We start from the raw sequence: 17,605 nt of genomic DNA on the forward strand, positions 1-17,605 counted from the left end.
GAATGTAAGATGTGCTTCAGAATTCAAATTCGACTGCTATTAGAGTCAATCTATTGTACAAAATACAACGTGAGGCACGATGAAATGCCCATCAGTTACTCTAATCTTCGACTTAAGTTCATTATATATATCATTTTCTAACAACACAAAAAAACCGGATGCCTCACGGCCCCGGCTATTTATATTTTTAGTCATATCAGGCGATTCTATGCTTGCTTGTTCAGTTTAGAACCAGCTATCCACGACAAAAGCATTCGCCTGCTTTAACCGTTTTAAGCGGTTTCTAAAAATACCTCCGCCTCCACTCTTACAATCCGTGTTGCAAATTCTGCGTCTGATGATCATGCCAAGAGTCTCCTTCCAAGAAGTTATGTAAATTCTCTGTAAACTAAACTGCAAAGTATTTACCCTTGGTTGAACAAACAGAAACAACAAAAGTGAATCAGCGGATCTCAGATGGACTTTTTCCGGTATATTGCTTGAACTGGCGGCTGAAAAAGAAAATGTCACGATACCCAAGCGCATCTGCTACCTCAGTAACATTCATTCCCGCGTACAGCAGTAAATGCTGAGCACGCTCAATCCGGGCTCGGATGACATAAGACTGCACAGAAGAACCCGTAAGCTCCTTGAACTTAATTGAAAAATACCGCGGTGAAAGCCCCGCACGAGCAGCAAGATCCTCTACACGGTGTGCAATCCCCGGATGCTGGCTCACATAGTTCGCTATTTCGTGAATGATTTCTGTCAAATGGTTGCTAACATAACGTTCTACTGGCTTCACACGGTCCTCCCTCAGCAGATGAATCATCAGCTGCTTCAGTACAAGCTGCCCTTCTTCCTCAGCGGCGTAAGTATCCACCAGAAATAGTCGAACGTACCGAGCAAGCAGATGTTCAAATTCAACGGTTTCTGTAAGCTCACGATAGGGCAGCGGAATATCCGTCACCTCTTCGGAGACATCAAAATGAATATATGTAAGTACAAGTGGCTTTTGCGGATTATGTGTAGCACTTGTATGGTCACCCGGACGAAAAAGGAAGCAGCTTCCCTTGCCTACTTGAAAGGGTTCATCGTTACGCACAACCGTCCCTTCCCCGCTCCATACATAAAATAAATCATAATTTTGCAGCGACTTCTCTCTTTTTTGCCATTTCCAGCCCGGCTCGCATACAATCTTAGCCAGAGCCGGCAAAATAACAAAAGAGGACGGCGATGCATGCAGCATAACGTTCCCTCCTAAAAGTTTTGTTAGCATAACCTACTTTGAACTACTTCGCAAAACTTGCTTCGTAAGCATCCGCTTTGTTTTGTTAGCAAAACTTGTCTCGTAAGCATCCGCTTAGTATTCTCAGCAAATCTGCTCTTTCTGACTTCGCAGTGTCTATATAGTTTTGTTTAGCTTAATCTACTCCGAGTTTCTTCGTCAAAATACGTAAGCATTCGCTTAGTTTTGCATTTCATCTTCTTTATCATACCTTGTCATGTTGCATTTTGTACATCTTCCCACGCCAGATGCAGGCTTGTTATCCCTTCCTCCAGCTCCGCGGCATTCAGATGGGCAAAAGAAAAACAAGCGGCCGGCGCTCCCGGTGATAGCTGATATAACGCGGCATCTCTAAAATCCGTGCCGCGCCTAAGCGCTGCCGCTCGGAAAGCAACAAACTCTTCGCTGCTGCGCAGCCAGCGGGCATATACATGCAAGCCCGCATCACCATGCAGCAGCTCGAAGAGCTCCTTAAGCCGTTCCGACAGCAGCGTCCTGAGGATGCGTCCGCGTTCACCATAGATGCGTGTCATCCGGCGCAGATGACGGCCATAGCCGCCTGTATTCATGAACCGCGCCAAGGCTCGCTGCTCCAGCAGCCCTACCGGCAAGGGCTCATATAGCGCCTTGGCGGCGATAGTCGGCTTTACTAAAGAGGGCGGAAGCACTGCAAAGCCGAGCCGCAGGCCTGAAAACATCGTGTTTGAAAAGGAGCCCACATATACGACCCGCTCTTCACGATCCAGTGCTTTTAAGGGCTCGATGGGCCGCCCAGCCCAACGGAACTCACTGTCATAATCATCTTCAATAATTACTGCATGATGCCGCTGCGCCCATTCCAACAAGGTTCGGCGTCGTTCCAAAGGCAGTACCACACCCGTAGGAAATTGACGGCTCGGCGTAACAAACAACAGCCGGGCATCCCAATCCTCCGGAATAAGACCATTGCCATCCAGCTTCCCTGCCAGCAATCGGCCTCCAGTGATCTCTACGGCTCGGCGAATCCCGTGAAACCCCGGGTCCTCAACGACCGCTGAGCCTCCTGCATCCAGCAGTAGCTGCGTCAAAATAACGATGCCTTGCATCGAGCCGCTGAACAATACGATATGCTCTGCATCCGCGCGAATCCCGCGGGTAATCCGCAGATGTGCAGCGATAGCTTTCCGAAGTCCTTCATCGCCTTGAGGTGGACAAGTGCTTTGCAGCAATCCACCTTCCTTCCCTCCGGCATAAGAGAGCGCACTACGCCATTCGGAGTATGGAAAATGTTCCATCCGCATACCACTACTCTGGAAGCTCACTACTTTCTTGTTACTCTTTTCATAAAAGGGTATCGGGCGCGCAAGCAGCCGCTTTCCCCACGCCGAGATCGGAATCGTAGTCTCACTTGCACAATCTCCTCCAGCAGCATCTGCGGCTTCACCCAAAGCCCGGTTCTCACCGTCACTGCCACTGGTAGCTGAAGCAAAGCTATCTTCCGATACGAATGTCCCCCGCCCCGTTTCAGTCCTTACATAACCATCAGCGAGCAACATTTCATACACCTGCGAGACCGATCCGCGCGACAGCTCATAGTGCTTAGCAAGACTTCGTGTAGACGGCAGCGGAGTGCCTCCCGGAAGTGTTCCTTCCAATATTCCTGCGCGGAGCGCGTGATATAACGCTAAATATTTGTAGCGGTGTATCGCCAGATATTGATCGTATGCCAGCGTGATATTCATCGTTATCCTCCTTGACCAGCAAGTGGTCCATTAAAAACTATCTTAATTGGTCCTTTTTAATTGTCAACCACTCTACTATTCTTTAAAGAACATTTACATTGGAGCAGACGCTCTAGACTAAAAAGAAAGAGGACGTGATCCCTATGCGCAGAAAAGAATTTAAAGTAGATCAGGAGGAAGAATTGGTCTCTTTTCTAAACGGAATGAGTTTTGGTTTTCTCGGAACAAGCGATGAGCAGGGGCAACCGCGGGTGACACCGTTGAATTTTGTATATACAGATGGTTGTTTCTATTTCCACGGCAGTCATGCTGGTAGCAAAATGAAGTCGATCCGCAATCAGCAGCAGGTCTGCTTTACGGTAGCGGATGAGTATGCCCTTATCCCGTCTTATTTTAGCGATCCCGAGCTGGCCTGCCCAGCAACCGCCTATTTTAAAAGTGTGACCGCCTACGGCACAGCCGAACCTGTTGAAGACATTAGTGAAAAAGCCAGTGTACTCTCCTTATTTATGAAAAAGCTCCAGCCCGAGGGGGGTTATGATTCCATCGATGCAGAGGACCCTAAATATCGTCCCCGTCTAAAGGGAGTTGCCGTTGTGCGCATTACCCCCGAGGAGATCACTGCGAAGTTTAAGTTTGGGCAAAACCTAAAAGAAGAAGAGCGCTCCGGCATCATTTCCGGCCTGTCTGAAAGAAATAATCCGCGTGATGAAGAAACGATAGAAATGATGAAAAAATACTGCCCTTTCCACGCCGAATGATATTTTTTAAAAATCGTATCTTTCCAAGTGACGGTTGCAATTGGCGGTGATATAATGTTAGGCAATGTTAACAGTATGTTATCCCCAAAGAACCCTGGAAGGATGAAACTGATGAATCCACTAGCTGGACAATTAAACGAAAGTATCAAAGCAGGAAATGAACATGTGTATGATATGCTCTCTACGCTTGGCAAAGAGATTTACTTCCCAAAAGAGGGCATCCTGAGCCAATCCGCTGAAGCAGGAGCTCACGCCAAGAAATACAACGCAACCATCGGTATTGCTACTGAAGGTGGCGTACCTATGCACCTCGGCGTCATTCAGGATAAACTCTCCGCTTACAGTCCTAAGGATCTTTATAGTTACGCCCCTCCGGCAGGTAAACCAGAGCTGCGTACTGTATGGCGTGAAAAGATGCTGCGCGAAAATCCATCGCTAGAAGGTAAAACCATCAGCAATCCCGTTGTAACCAATGCCCTGACTCACGGGCTTAGCATTGTCGCTGACCTCTTCGCAGAGCCAGGTGACGCGATTATCTACCCGGACAAGAACTGGGAGAACTACGAATTAACCTTCGGAATCCGCCGCCATGGGGAGACCGTTAACTATCCGCTGTTCACAGAAGAAATGACGTTTAACAGTGCAGGTCTGGAAGACGCGCTGCTTGCTCAAAAAGAACGCGGCAAAGCGATTGTGCTGCTGAACTTCCCTAACAATCCTACCGGATATACTCCAGGGATTAAGGAAGGCGATGAGATCGTTGCAGCTATCCTTCGTGCGGCTGAGGAAGGCATCAACGTTGTTGTTGTAAGTGATGATGCATACTTCGGGTTATTCTTTGAGGATTCACTAAAAGAATCGCTGTTTGGCAAACTGGCTCATCTGCATCCTCGTGTGCTTCCAATCAAGATTGACGGTGCGACCAAAGAAGAATTTGTCTGGGGCTTCCGTGTGGGTTTCATCACTTATGCCTCGGAGGACAAAGACCTGCTGGCAGCATTGGAGCAAAAAACACTAGGCATCATCCGTGCCACCATTTCCAGCGGTGCGCATCCTTCGCAGACCTTCGTACTAGACGCCTTGAAATCTCCGGAATTCGAAGCACAGAAGGAAGAGAAGTTCCAGATCATGAAAGGCCGTGCGAATAAAGTAAAAGCATTGCTCGATAGCGGTAAATACGGCGAGGATGTGTGGACGTATTATCCTTTTAACTCCGGTTACTTTATGTGTCTGAAGCTGCACACAGTTGCGGCTGAAGATCTCCGGCTTCACCTGATTCATAATTACGGACTAGGCACTATTGCTTTGGGTGAAACTGACCTACGTATTGCTTTCTCATGTATCGAAGAGGAACAGCTCGAAGATCTTTTCGATCTTGTATACGCAGGTGTTCGCGATTTAGAAAAAGCCTAACTGAACTTTATATAGCTTACAATCAGCTCCGTTTTCACGGAGCTGATTTTTTTTGTACACAAATCCGACATTGGCCTATACACGCCCCACTCTCCGCACATACAATACGATGTACTCAAGTACAACACACACACCGAAAGGGGAATGAACATGAGCGAAGAAGTTAGAGGCGGATATGGATGTTGTGGAGGTGGCCCATTCACTAGCACTGGCGCCATCCTGGTTCTCTTTATCTTGCTGGTTATCATCAGCCGTTCACTTTTTGTCTAACCATTAATGACAGTCTCGGGAGAGAGCTCTAAGCTCTTTCCTATTTTCAATCCCTTTTTTTCACAATAGACGTGGGTGTCCAGTAGGTCATGATAATGGCTGCTGTGACGTCCGCGTCTTTTTTTAAAATTCCACCTTGGTCTAAGCACCAACCGCACCAACCTACGTTACCTCAGATCACATTTGCCGCACAAAAGCAGCTATCGGACACCGCAAACCCTAAAGGCAGTATAATCCCATATTTGGTTTCCTTACGGACCCCAAAGCCGTTATTGGCATGCCAAACCCCAAATATGAACCTCTTCATAGGGAATAACGCCACTGGTGTCCGAACTTCCCCGATAAAGGTTGTAGATTTGCAAATAACGTCAACTGGGTCCGTAAGCCTCAGGGGATAATTATGATCGGCGGTGGAGGTGCGGGCTTAATGTAGATCCAACAACCACACCTAAAAAAGGCTGTCGCAAACGTAGAAAATCTACGGCTGCGACAGCCCAAAAGCTTAAAGTATCTTTACAACTGATGTATTACAGATTGTACAAGTTGTAGATCAAAACCGCTGCCTCTGCACGGGTGGTAACACCTTGTGGATGAATCCGCAAGCCGTCTCCCTTGATCAGGCCAGCACGTATTAGTGCTGCCACACTGTCACGTGCAAACGCTGATACTTGCTGGCTATCCGTGAAACGGGTCATTGAAGCTCCGTTGCCGGCTGGAAGCTGTCTGCCGGCTGCTGCAATCGCTTTTGCAGCCAATGTCATCATTTCCTGCCGCGTAACAGAAGCGTTAGGATCAAAGCTTCCATCTGGACGACCAGTGGCGATCCCCAACTGCTTCGCTATAGCCAACGCTTCATATCTGTAATCGCCAGGCTGCACATCTGTGAAGCTTTCTGCACTAACGCCTTCCAAGCCAAGCGCTTTTATAAGCAGGAGCACAAAATCTCCCCGCTTCACTTCCGCTTGAGGTACAAATTGATCCTCTGTCATTCCGTTGATGATGCCTTTGGAGCCAAGCACCTCAATCGCATTGCGGGCCCACTCAAATTTACCGATATCCCGGAATGTCTTCTCCGTAAAGGTGATACTGTACGTACCAGAGAGAATTCCTGTAAAGGAAACCATCCCTGTAGCAGCGATATATCTGCCACTTGGAACAACCGTTAGAATCCCCAACGGATTCAGACTATGAATCGTTATATGTCCTTCTTTACCACGTTCTTCTGATCGTGGAATATACGGTAGGGACACCTTAACCCGCATGTCAGGACTGTTCCATACGGCTTCCTTGCCATTGATAGTTACGCTCAGTTTAAATTCTGGACGAGAATCTGAATCCACCTTGGTTATCGTAATTACCCAAGGGGTTCCTGCCTCTATTGCCGCTTGTTTCAGCAGACTACCTGGCAGCTCCAGCACACCAAATTCAGTATGAACGACCAATGAAGTCTTATCATCTGCAAAGATTATACCGTTTGGCAATTGCAGCTCATAACCCTTAGCTGTAGCTACTGCCGGTATATCAACAGTAACCGCTGAAGTTGCTCCACTTAAGCCTGCTGTAGCAGCCTTTTTCAAGCTCTCCAGGTCTACACTTGCTCTCGCCGCACCGGTATTACTGTTCAGCACTGGTGTTGCTGTAAGGATGGTGCTGCCGGTTACACTGCCTGCATTTCCGCTTGAATTCCCCCCTGTTGTTCCGCTGTTGCCACCACCTGTGGTACCCCCGCTTCCGGAAGTTGGTGCTGTCGTTGGCCGAGTAGTCGGTTCAATGGTTGGACTTGGGGTTGGTTCAGGCGTTGCTGTTGGTGTAGGTGTTGGATCAGGTTTATCCGCAGAAACAATATATTCAAAACTGGAAATATCACTTGGCTTCCAGCCCTCTTTTACAGCAATCGCCTTAATCGTCTTGCTCTTGCCTACATAAATCACTCCACTATACAGTTCGCTGGTTGCTGTAGGTACAGTGCCATCCAACGTGTAGTGAATAGACGCTCCAGCTGTAGCTGTAGTTAACTTCACGGCAACCTGCCCTGTATAAGTTCCCCCGGCAGGATCAGCCTGCGGTGCAGACACCGTTTTCATATCAACCACTCCGCTGATCACATACGTGAATGGAGCTACAAAACTGTTCTCCATGCCCTCTTTTACCGCTATCGTACGAAGAACTGTGACTCCTGCTGCGTCAATAGTTCCGGTATAAAGTGGACTGTCTGCTGTAGGCAATGACCCATCGGTTGTGTAATGAATCTCTGCTCCTGATGTCGCTGTAGTAAGGCTGATCGTTTGTAATCCGCTGTAAGCTCCCGGTTTCAAAGAAGAAACGGGTAAGGAAACCTTTGAATGAATCGGCTGCTCTCCTTCTTCCGTCCGTTCCAGCGTAAACCAATCTAGATTGGCACCGTCATTATTGAAGCTCATCCGTACTACCTGTTTTCCTTGCGCAAGTTGTACGACACCACTCGCCAGCGTGTAATTCGACCATCCACCTGTAGTAGGCATAGGCACTGTTGAGAGTTTTGTACCCTTTACAGATAACGTAGTGCTTACCCCGCCTTGTGCTGTAGCATACCGATATACGATTTTATAAAATCCGGCTTCAGTAATATCAAGGACATAATCCATGGAACCCCCTGCAACGGTAAACCCTACATTTCTAAAGTCCAGCACACCGCCAGTCATGGTACTCTGAATTCCATTGGGTGTAGCATCGTAATAATTCTCGGCTTCCACCTTTAAAGAACCAGCGCCATCCATGATTTCTTCAGTATAAGGTTCTATTTGAATACCACTGAGCTCGTATCCTGCTGATCCAGCTTGCAGGCGCAGCTTCTGTTCACCCGCCTTCAATTGAAGAACGGTGCGTACGCCAACGGTTTGCGAGTAAAGATTCGGCACATCAACGGTTCTTAATGTCTTCCCATCCTCCGTTTTATAAATAATGCCCTTAGGAGCACCATTCGCGGAAGTTACGGTAAGCGTAAAAGCATAGTTTCCATCCTGCGGCACATTTACCCAGTAATCGATGCTGTCTCCAGCATCAATGCCGGTCAGCTTCGTTCCGCTGCCTTGACCGCTGACTGTGATCCCTTGCAGCTGGTAGAATTGATCCAGTGCGTTCAAGCTTGTGACTTCTATAGGTGCTGTAGCACTAGTTGTTCCTAAGAGCTTAACCTCCGCACGCAGCACGCCGCCACCACTTGAATCGGCATAAGCATTTGCTGGCACATTTACGGTAAGCTGCAAATCACTATAATACGGGGTATGATCATTCCATGCCAGCGTCAGCTTCACATGGGTAGGGTCAAGTAAGGCAGCTGCCCCAATACTTACATGCCCCTGATCCTTACCTGGGCCCGAGACAGAAATGCTCTGAATGGCATCAGGATTAAATGTCCCTCCTGAAAGGCTGACTACCAATTCATTCCCGTTCACTTGATAAGGAAGCGTGCTCGGAGAAAGACTGATGCTCTCTTCGTCGTTGATTGCTGTAACTATAAGAGGCAATTTCAGAACATGTACGCTGTCAAAAGACTGATTTGATTCTGTCTGATACACATCAGCGGTAACCGTAAGAATACGATCCGTGTCGAAATCAATAATTCGCGTACCCGCTAATACGACCTTCGCTGTATAATCATCCACCCGGTATACGCTATTGACAACTGTACCTTCGTAACCTTCAATAGACCAATAAGCGGTGTCCAGTTCAGGTGCATATTTGTCATTTACTAGCTTGACGATAACTTCTGCACCCTCCTCATTTCCTTCTACCAGAGCAGTCTCCGATTGAAGCGCGGGGCCGATTGTAAGCGACTGCAGATGAAATCCTGCTCCATTTACTTTCATGGTCAGCGTCTGCTCCCCGGCAGGCAAGGTTACCGTTCCATTAGCTATTTGCCAATTGGACCATCCCCCCGTCTTCGTCAAAGCATAAGTAGCTGCCGTTACCGTTACTCCATCCTCTCCCGTCAGCAGTTCCAGCTCTGCATCATCCTGATTAGTAGCATAGGAGATCAGGAGTGGGTAGGTACCGCTGGCAGGTACATTAATCTTGTACTTCACCCAATCGCCGGGGTCAGTATAACCCACTGCACCACCCGTTACTAATACACCTGAAGCTGTCGTGTAGTCTTGCCCTTGAAGCACAGCAGGAAGCTCATGTGATCCGGAAGGTGCTTGGCGTAAAGCTAATGAACGGATATTATAACCGTTCCCGTTCGTCTTCAAGGTGAGCTTGTGAATGCCCTTGTTCAGAGAGATCAAGGATTGATAATCTGCAAAATCGGTCAGACTCTCCGTCTGCTGCACAATTGGAAGCGTAGCAATAACCTTACCATCTTCACTAATCTCCACCGATTTTCCGGCGCCATCGCTGAATTGAGCGGCATGATTAAATTGAAGTGAATATTCACCGCTCTCTTTAACATCAATCACATAGTCGAAGGTGGACGATGCGTCTGGCGAGAACCCGCCAATATAACCCTGCTCATTCACAGTGTAAACCCCTTGCGCTTCTTCAAAATCAACAGCATTCACTACACCCGGCACCGCCTGTATACCATTCAGACGTTCCCAGCTATAAGTGCCCACTGATTTCGCCGGCAGCACAGCACTAATTTGCGCACCGTCCACTAGCAATTTAAACGGCTGTGGATCCGACGTCTGGTTGATTACTACCGTCACAATCTCTTTTCCATCTGGACTAGCAAAAGCTACGTTCGTTACAGTACTGCTTGAGCCGTAGTCACTATCAATCCGCACGTACCCCGGTTTAACGAATTTTGTATATTGGCCCATCAGATAATATTCTGGCAGCAGCCAGTAATGGTTACGGTCTCCCGAATCCTGCACAATCGGGGTTGGGTCTGGCGTTCCGGTCCACTGATGGGAGGCAATATCACTGTCCAGCATCGCTACCCAGGAGTTATAGCTGCGGGCCCAATTACGGAAATATTGAGCAATGCGGTCTGCGCCTGAGGTACCCCAGACTGCGCGTTCGGTCAAATATACATTTTTGTCAGGATAGAGATTATGGAGCTGGGTCATCAGACCAAGGTCACCGCCATAATCATGAAAAGCAGTTCCGTCCACCGCATCGTAGGCACCTAATTCAGGATTGCCTAGGATTTGTGCTGGATAGGCCATCGTGTCACCAGGATTATGATCAAATGTCCACAGCTTCACGTCTTTGAAACCATGTTCATCTAATTCCTTCCGCAGCAGTTTAGCCAGCTGGGCTTCTTGCTCCCACGGCATTTTTGTGCTTGGATATTCAATTTCCAGCAAAGGCTCATTCTGCAAGGTCAGACCTTCAAAGGTAATTCCCAGCTTCTCGTACTCCTGTACGAATTTAAGATAATATTTGGCCAGTACAGGCAGATATTCATCCTTCACTTGGCCTTTGATCATACTGTCTGTAGTCTTCATCCAACCGGGCGGGCTCCAAGGTGAGGCAAAAAACTTAATATCCGGATTGATGTTTTGAATTTTTTTAACCGTGCTGATGATATGGTAGTCAATGTCCTTTTGGATGGAGAAATGCTCCAAATTAATGTCGGTTTGTCCTGGAGGCATATCATCGTAGGTATAAAATTGTTTATCTGTAAAGTCAGCCGTCCCAATCGTCAACCGGAGCATACTCATTCCGATCCCCGATACAGGATCAATCATTTTCCGCAGCAATTCCTCCTGCTTCGCCGCAGACATCTTCGCCAGATTATTGACCGTCGATTCCTCCATGGAGGTACCGATCCCTAGAATAGATTGATATTTCCGGTCAGGATCAATATGGAGCTCTGTACCTGCCTTCACGTCGGGAACCACAATATCCAGCTTCGCCTGCTCTTCCAGCTTCAAATCACCCTCTTGATAACGGTCAGCATAATACCACTTCCGATCGGAAGGATCTCGCTCACTCGATACCCAAGAGCTAACTACATCTGACTTAATAACATGTTTAGTGCTTTCCCCGCCATCTCCGGGATTCGATGGATCTACAGGCACATCACCTGTTCGAGTGAAGCTTACCCAGTTCAGGTTGATATCCCCACCGGTAAATTCCAGACGGATCTTTTGCAACCCTGCCTTCTTAAACACAACATTTTCTACAGCTTTCGTCTGCCAATTCTGCCAGCCACCTGTTGAGGTCACGCTTAATGTTCCTAGCTTAGTTCCCTCTGCTGATTTGATGTTGACGCCTGTAGTGCCACTATTAACGGAATAGCGGAAATCGGCTTGATACGTACCTGCTTGCGCCACATTCACGTTATATTCGAGCCACTGGCCAGCCGAGGTATAGCCGACATTGAGACCGCCACCTATATCCTGCGTATTTTCAGTCTGCAGTCCTGCGCTTTTGTTCAAAAAATCCTCTGCTTCAATTTTGCCGGGAATCGGCAGAGAAGGAATCTCTGGAGCTTCCGGATCGACAGGAGCGGTTGGAAGCTTTGGTGTTTTCTCATTTTTGGTCAAGCCATATCCCGTTTTGAATAACACATTTGTACTGTTATTGTCTGCCGGATAATTGTTCAAAGTGAATGGCCAACGAATCGGATTTTTGCCTACAAAATCCTTAGTACCAAATAACACATCAGCTACTCCAGCACCCTCTGTGCCTGGTAGCCAGGCTGCCACAAGCCCATCCCAATCTTCCAATTGGCTGGCTATCGTCATTGGACGTCCAGACACCAGTACAACGATAAGCGGAATATTAGGATCAGCAGCACGTATATTCGCAAGTGTCGCCAGATCCTGCTCATCCAGATTCAAGCTGGTCCGGTCGCCATCGGTCTCGGCGTAAGGTGTCTCACCGATAACAGCGATCGCCGCATCATAACCCGCAGCCCCGCGCCCATTAAGGTTATATGTGACCGTTGTAGAAGCAGGAACAGCCTCCTTTATCCCTTCGAGGATCGTCGTGCCTTCAGTTATATTGCCCGACTTCCCTTGCCAAGTGATCGACCAGCCGCCGGCTTGGTTACCGATATTATTAGCGTTTTTACCCGCTACGAATATTTTATCCATCCCGCTTAATTGCGATAGAATTGGACTTCCATTTACCTCATCGTTCTTCAAAAGAACAAGCGACTCCGCCACAGCTTGGCGGGCTAATTTGCGGCTTTCTGCTGAGCCAAAAGCACTCAACAGCTCCGGTTCGCTTTTGGGATGCTCGAACAATCCTGAAGCGATTTTGACCTGCAGGATACGTTCTGCCGCATCATCTATGCGCTCAGTAGAGATTTTACCTTCGCCTACAAGTTCTGTGATGTACTTAATCGTATCCTTCCAAACGGTCGGCATCATGAACATATCGACTCCGGCGTTTACGGACACATTCAGCTGGTTCTTCAACCCGCTAACAGCTTTGCCCTCGCTATCCACTGTGATTTGCTGCACAGCGTTATAATCCGAAATAACGAAACCGGTAAAGCCAAGTCCGCCATTTTTCTTGTCACCCTTCAAAACATCGGTCAGCAAATGTTTATGGGCATGCATTTTAAGACCTTGGATGCTGTGATAGGAGGCCATAACCGTCTGCACCCCTGCGTCTACAGCTGCTTTATAAATTTTCAAATCCTTATCCATGATCTCTTGCTCGGTATATTTAGTGATGTTGCCTTGATTTACACCATTATCCGTATAACCTTCACCTAGATAATGTTTTGCAGTTGCCGTGATTGTATCTGTCCCTGCCAATGCAGCAGCAGTCCGTCCTTGCAGACCAAACACATAAGCCGCACCTAGTTCTGCTGAAATATCCTGATTATCACTAAAACCTTCATAGGTTCTACCCCATCTTGCATTATGAGGGGAGGCTATCGTTGGGGCAAATGTCCAGTTCGCTCCTGTTGCGGCTACTTCCTTAGCAGCAGCTGCACCAATAAGCTCAGTCAATGCGGGATCATTAGCAGCCCCTAGGCCAATATTATGCGGAAAAAGCGTCGCGCCTTTGACATTGTTATGTCCATGCACCGCATCCACCCCATAGAGCAGCGGAATGCCTAATCTGGTAGACAATGCACCATCCTGATAACTATCAATCAAACTTCTCCAGTTATCGCGAGTGCTGTCACTTTCTTTTCCGTTAGGGAATGAGCCTCCCCCGCTGAGTACAGAGCCAAGAGCATATTTCTGTACCTCCTCAGGTGTGACGGCAGCTCTTTCTGCTTGAACCATCTGCCCAATCTTCTCTTCCAGCGTCATTCGGGATAATAGATCCGCAGTGCGCTCCTCCACACTTTTTGTGGGATCATAGTACACTGGAACTCCTGAGGCATCCGCTGCGGCCCGAGGTATACCCGCCTCAAGCACATTCAAGAATAAGGATGATAGTAAAAGCGCCACCATGAATATTGATAATCTTCTTTTCACGCCTGAATCCTCCCCCAATACTGTTTTGTTGGTACGGATGACTACGCCTATGAATGGAAGCGTATACACGATGTAAGATACAGGCTTATTATGCTGGAGCCATCTGGTAAAAGACATACAGCATTTTTTAAATACTCTGTTCCGTTTTTGCAAATTTAAGGACTTGCCCGGCTCAAATTATGCTTCCAGCAAAAAAAGGCTCTCTCATTCGTAGAATTTCTCTACTGTGAGACAGCCTTTTTATTGTGAATATGAAATTGCCTTACAGATCGTCGTCATCCAATCGTGCCGCTTTGCGGGACAAGTATCCTTTAAACAGAAAGACTACCACAATACCTGCCGCTAAGGTAAAGATCACTGGCATCAGACGGTCACCTATGGAAGCTAAGAAAGGTAATCCAAGAACCAATGCCACAACCAGATGCGCACGGAATACAAATTGTGTCGTGTTGTCCGCCTTACTGCCTTCAGGAAAAGGATACACTGTCAGCCAAAAAGACTCGCTATGCAATTTGCGGAGTGCCGACAATTGAACACCAATGATAAACAGGAAGAACAAATAAATTCCGGTGCCAAAGTAACTATCACGGTTCCACCAATTCAGCAGCAGAGCCAGCACCGATATCCGCATAATGATTCCAAAGATATCGCCCCGGGCAAAGCTTTTGGTCAGCAGATACCGATAAGCAGTATCCTTGCGCCAAGGCAGCTTAGCGCCCCATTTGGAAAGATAACGGCGGGAATACACCCGTTGCTCACGGCCCGGCACATCCACGAACCAGCCCAGAACCATCAGCGCACGTGCACCTTGATTGTTTTCCATGGCGATCAGTCTTTCCCATGGCACAGCGTGACGTCCGGGCACAGACAGTGCAGCAAGATAGGCTGCTGCCAATAACACCATAAATATCAGGCTCGGGCCGGCAGGCTGCCACAACCAAGCGGCAATAATCAAACCTCCAACTGCCCAGCGCAAGAAAGCATACACACCTGCCATCGGACGTGACAGCATAGCTATCTCTTTCCATAATCCATAACTCGCGATCAGCTTCACAGCAATCAGGATCAACACTGTAAATAAAAGTCGCTTGGGAGAATCATCTGTACGTATGTACAACGGCCAAAGGGTGATCAGTACAAATAACAAGCGAATGATCTTCCACACGTTTCCACTGACCCAGGATGGTGCAAAATATTCCTTCATGCGGTGACCCTGAGGCAGCAGAAAGATCGTATCCGGGGTCTGCAAATAGGTTCGGAAGCCGCTATGCACTGTCGCAGGCAACAGTAATGCTAACATAATCCAGCGAATGGGAATGCCTTCAGGTACATTTTGTAGCAGCGATGTATACCAAGCAGAGAAGACAATCAACACGAACAGGAAGACCATGGCTACGCCGCTTTGAATGATATATCCCACATAAGGAAGCATACTTCCCATGAATCTACCGCGCCGCGTGCGCCGCAGCTCTTTCAAATCCATATTATTTCCCTCCCTGAACCAGCTCGTAGAACAGCTGCTCCAAAGTCAGCCCCTGATGCCCGGCAGTTGCCGCTATTTCCGCCAGCGTGCCCTGTGCAATCACCTTACCTTTATGCAATACAATAAAACGGTCGCAATAATTCTCTATTGTGGAAAGAATATGAGAGCTTAACAGAATCGACGATCCAGAGTTCTTCAGATCCATCATGAAATCAAGCAAGGAGCGGATCCCTAGCGGATCCAATCCTAAAAAGGGCTCGTCGATGACATATAAAGCAGGTCGTGCAACGAAAGCGCACATGATCATAACCTTCTGTTTCATCCCTTTGGATAGATGGGTCGACAGGGTGTCCATCTTATCCTCCATATGGAACAGCTTGGCAAGATGCGAGGTGCGGGATTCATAATCCTTTTGATCTACCCCATAAGCTCTGGCAGTAAATTCAACATGCTCACGAACCGTCATTTCGTCATACAGCAGCGGCGATTCCGGTACAAAAGACAACGCATTATTGTATCCAACGGGATCTTCAGCACGCGTCTTGCCCTGTACGGTGATATCGCCCTTATGGGGCGACATCAATCCTAGAATATGCTTCATCGTCGTACTTTTTCCTGCTCCGTTTAAACCAATCAATCCAACCATTTCGCCAGGCTGCACCTGAAGTGCAATATCATGCAGCACTGGCTTATTCAGGCTGTACCCACCACTGAGACCCGTAATTTGCAATACGGGAGCATTATTCATTGACCGTCACCTCTCGGAGTTTTGTCTTTCAACCACTTTGGAGCTCCTTTATTTTTACGGTTCTTCTCACGTTCCGCATTGCTGCTGCGTTTGCTCCGTGCAGGAGTCGCATCTCCGCGTGCTCCCGCAGAAGGATTCGCGCTGCGCTGTGAATCGCGTTGTTGTTCTCCGCTTGTTGTTTCACTTGTGTTAATCGTAGCCATTCTTTTGGCAGGCGGTGTACCTGCTCCAACGGATGGCGACTGAACATTGGAGGCTCCAGATGTGCTAACAGGCGGCTTGCCGCTGCGTGGAGCGGATCCATCACGGCGTTGCCCACTGCCTTCATTACTCCGTCCCCGTCCATTGTGCAAAGCGCTGCGTGCTTCATCTGCTGCAAGCACCTTACCACCGACCATCTCCCGCTCCTCAAGCGCAATATCCAATTCGCGGGCGAACTTCCGCATGATAAAGGTCTGTTGCTCTGTAACAATTGTTACAGATAAGCCGCGGCGTCCCATCCGTCCGGTACGGCCTGCACGGTGTACATAATGTTCAGAATCAAAAGCCGGATCGTAGCTAACTACCAAAGAAAGATTCTCAATATCCAGTCCTCTGGCAGCTACGTCACTGGCAACAAGCACACGAAATTTGCCTTCCCGGAAACCTTTTAATACATTGCTGCGCGTTACCTTATCGGCATCTCCGTAAAGTGCTGCCGCAGTAAGCCCAAGATGATTCAGCTTAGCCTCAACCTCGGCAATATCATCTGTAGCATTCACGAACACAATCGCTTTATCGGGATTGTAATGGCGAATCACCCGGCGCAGCATGTCCATTTTGTTACGCTCTTCAGCAACAACATAATGATGCTCCAAGCTTTCAGCAGTCATTACACCTGGAGCAATCCCAACCTCTGCCGGATTCTTCATTTCACGATTAGCCAGCGCTTTCGTCTCTGGTCCGATCGTTGCCGACAGCATAACAAGCTGGCGTGAACGCAGCGCACTGCTGACAATCTTTGTGACTTCGCCGGCTCCGCTAAGCTGGAACATTTGGTCCGCCTCATCCAGAACAATAGTACTGACTTCATGCATCTTCAATTTACGAAGTCCAATCAGCTCACGGATCCGCCCAGGTGTTCCCACAACTAGCTGTGGATGCTCACGCAGCTTGTCAATCTGGCGTTTGATTGCGGCCCCGCCAATAAGACCCATAACTCGGATTCCGCGCTGTTCACCATAACGTTCCGCCTCGCGTAAGATTTGCATCGCCAGCTCCTGTGTAGGGGCGAGCACCAGCTTTTGGACCACCTTCTGCTCCGGATTAATCGTTTGAAGCAGCGGCAATAGATAGGCCAGCGTCTTACCCGTTCCAGTCTGGGAAGCTGCAATAACATCTCTTCCCTCTAGTAGAAGCGGTATTGTCTGCTCTTGTACCGGGGATGGAGCGTTAATGCCGAATTCCGACAACCGGGCAATGAGGTCTTCCTGAATGCCGATAGCCGCAAAAGAAGCTTTATTCATAAGTGTAATTCATCCTTTTCGCTTGAGATAATATCTTCATTATATGCCAAAAAGGCCTCTCCACC

Annotated in this window: 9 protein-coding genes; 3 read left to right on the plus strand and 6 right to left on the minus strand. The window is 48.2% G+C overall.

Going from position 1 to position 17,605, the window contains the following annotated elements; all coding sequences use genetic code 11:
* Positions 1–442: 442 nt before the first annotated feature.
* On the minus strand, positions 443–1,228 hold the full coding sequence (locus MHI32_RS25430; RefSeq protein ID WP_036679782.1) for an AraC family transcriptional regulator: 786 nt from the start codon (positions 1,226–1,228) through the stop codon (positions 443–445).
* A gap of 254 nt (positions 1,229–1,482) precedes the next feature.
* Positions 1,483–2,988, minus strand: coding sequence for a PLP-dependent aminotransferase family protein (locus MHI32_RS25435; protein ID WP_340011229.1), 1,506 nt, complete (start codon positions 2,986–2,988; stop codon positions 1,483–1,485).
* A 143-nt stretch (positions 2,989–3,131) separates the two neighbouring features.
* On the opposite strand from MHI32_RS25435, the gene MHI32_RS25440 reads away from it, so the two are divergent.
* The 3 genes from MHI32_RS25440 to MHI32_RS25450 all read left to right on the plus strand — a co-directional run bounded on the left by MHI32_RS25440 (position 3,132) and on the right by MHI32_RS25450 (position 5,432).
* Positions 3,132–3,749 carry a pyridoxamine 5'-phosphate oxidase family protein gene (locus MHI32_RS25440; protein ID WP_076127916.1) on the plus strand — a complete coding sequence of 206 codons (618 nt, stop codon included), beginning with the start codon at positions 3,132–3,134 and terminating at the stop codon, positions 3,747–3,749.
* A gap of 111 nt (positions 3,750–3,860) precedes the next feature.
* Complete coding sequence (locus tag MHI32_RS25445) at positions 3,861–5,162, plus strand: aminotransferase class I/II-fold pyridoxal phosphate-dependent enzyme (RefSeq protein ID WP_036679816.1); 1,302 nt, start codon at positions 3,861–3,863, stop codon at positions 5,160–5,162.
* A 150-nt stretch (positions 5,163–5,312) separates the two neighbouring features.
* A complete protein-coding gene (locus tag MHI32_RS25450; RefSeq protein ID WP_212592220.1) occupies positions 5,313–5,432 on the plus strand; it encodes a YjcZ family sporulation protein in 120 nt (39 codons plus the stop codon).
* Between the two features lie 527 nt (positions 5,433–5,959).
* Here the strand turns inward: MHI32_RS25450 and MHI32_RS25455 are convergent.
* The 4 genes from MHI32_RS25455 to MHI32_RS25470 form a co-directional block, all read right to left on the minus strand.
* Positions 5,960–13,804: a glycoside hydrolase family 3 N-terminal domain-containing protein gene (locus MHI32_RS25455; protein WP_340011233.1), complete on the minus strand. Its 7,845-nt coding sequence runs from the start codon at positions 13,802–13,804 to the stop codon at positions 5,960–5,962.
* Positions 13,805–14,066: 262 nt separating this feature from the next.
* Complete coding sequence (locus MHI32_RS25460) at positions 14,067–15,287, minus strand: ABC transporter permease (protein WP_076141980.1); 1,221 nt, start codon at positions 15,285–15,287, stop codon at positions 14,067–14,069.
* 1 nt (position 15,288) lies between these two features.
* Entirely contained in the window at positions 15,289–16,035 is a 747-nt protein-coding gene (locus MHI32_RS25465; protein WP_036679788.1) for an ABC transporter ATP-binding protein, read from the minus strand.
* Positions 16,032–17,540, minus strand: a complete 1,509-nt coding sequence (locus tag MHI32_RS25470) for a DEAD/DEAH box helicase (protein WP_076184753.1) — start codon at positions 17,538–17,540, stop codon at positions 16,032–16,034. Before MHI32_RS25470 ends, MHI32_RS25465 begins: the two co-directional genes overlap by 4 nt.
* Positions 17,541–17,605: the final 65 nt, after the last annotated feature.

This window comes from Paenibacillus sp. FSL H7-0690 (genome assembly GCF_037980415.1).
Lineage (GTDB): Bacteria > Bacillota > Bacilli > Paenibacillales > Paenibacillaceae > Paenibacillus_AQ > Paenibacillus_AQ odorifer.

What these genes read in the sequence shown, in the direction of transcription:
- MHI32_RS25430 (WP_036679782.1), bottom strand. Translation starts at nt 1,228, where the DNA reads ATGCTGCATGCATCGCCGTCCTCTTTTGTTATTTTGCCGGCTCTGGCT.
- MHI32_RS25435 (WP_340011229.1), bottom strand. Translation starts at nt 2,988, where the DNA reads ATGAATATCACGCTGGCATACGATCAATATCTGGCGATACACCGCTAC.
- MHI32_RS25440 (WP_076127916.1), top strand. Translation starts at nt 3,132, where the DNA reads ATGCGCAGAAAAGAATTTAAAGTAGATCAGGAGGAAGAATTGGTCTCT.
- MHI32_RS25445 (WP_036679816.1), top strand. Translation starts at nt 3,861, where the DNA reads ATGAATCCACTAGCTGGACAATTAAACGAAAGTATCAAAGCAGGAAAT.
- MHI32_RS25450 (WP_212592220.1), top strand. Translation starts at nt 5,313, where the DNA reads ATGAGCGAAGAAGTTAGAGGCGGATATGGATGTTGTGGAGGTGGCCCA.
- MHI32_RS25460 (WP_076141980.1), bottom strand. Translation starts at nt 15,287, where the DNA reads ATGGATTTGAAAGAGCTGCGGCGCACGCGGCGCGGTAGATTCATGGGA.
- MHI32_RS25465 (WP_036679788.1), bottom strand. Translation starts at nt 16,035, where the DNA reads ATGAATAATGCTCCCGTATTGCAAATTACGGGTCTCAGTGGTGGGTAC.
- MHI32_RS25470 (WP_076184753.1), bottom strand. Translation starts at nt 17,540, where the DNA reads ATGAATAAAGCTTCTTTTGCGGCTATCGGCATTCAGGAAGACCTCATT.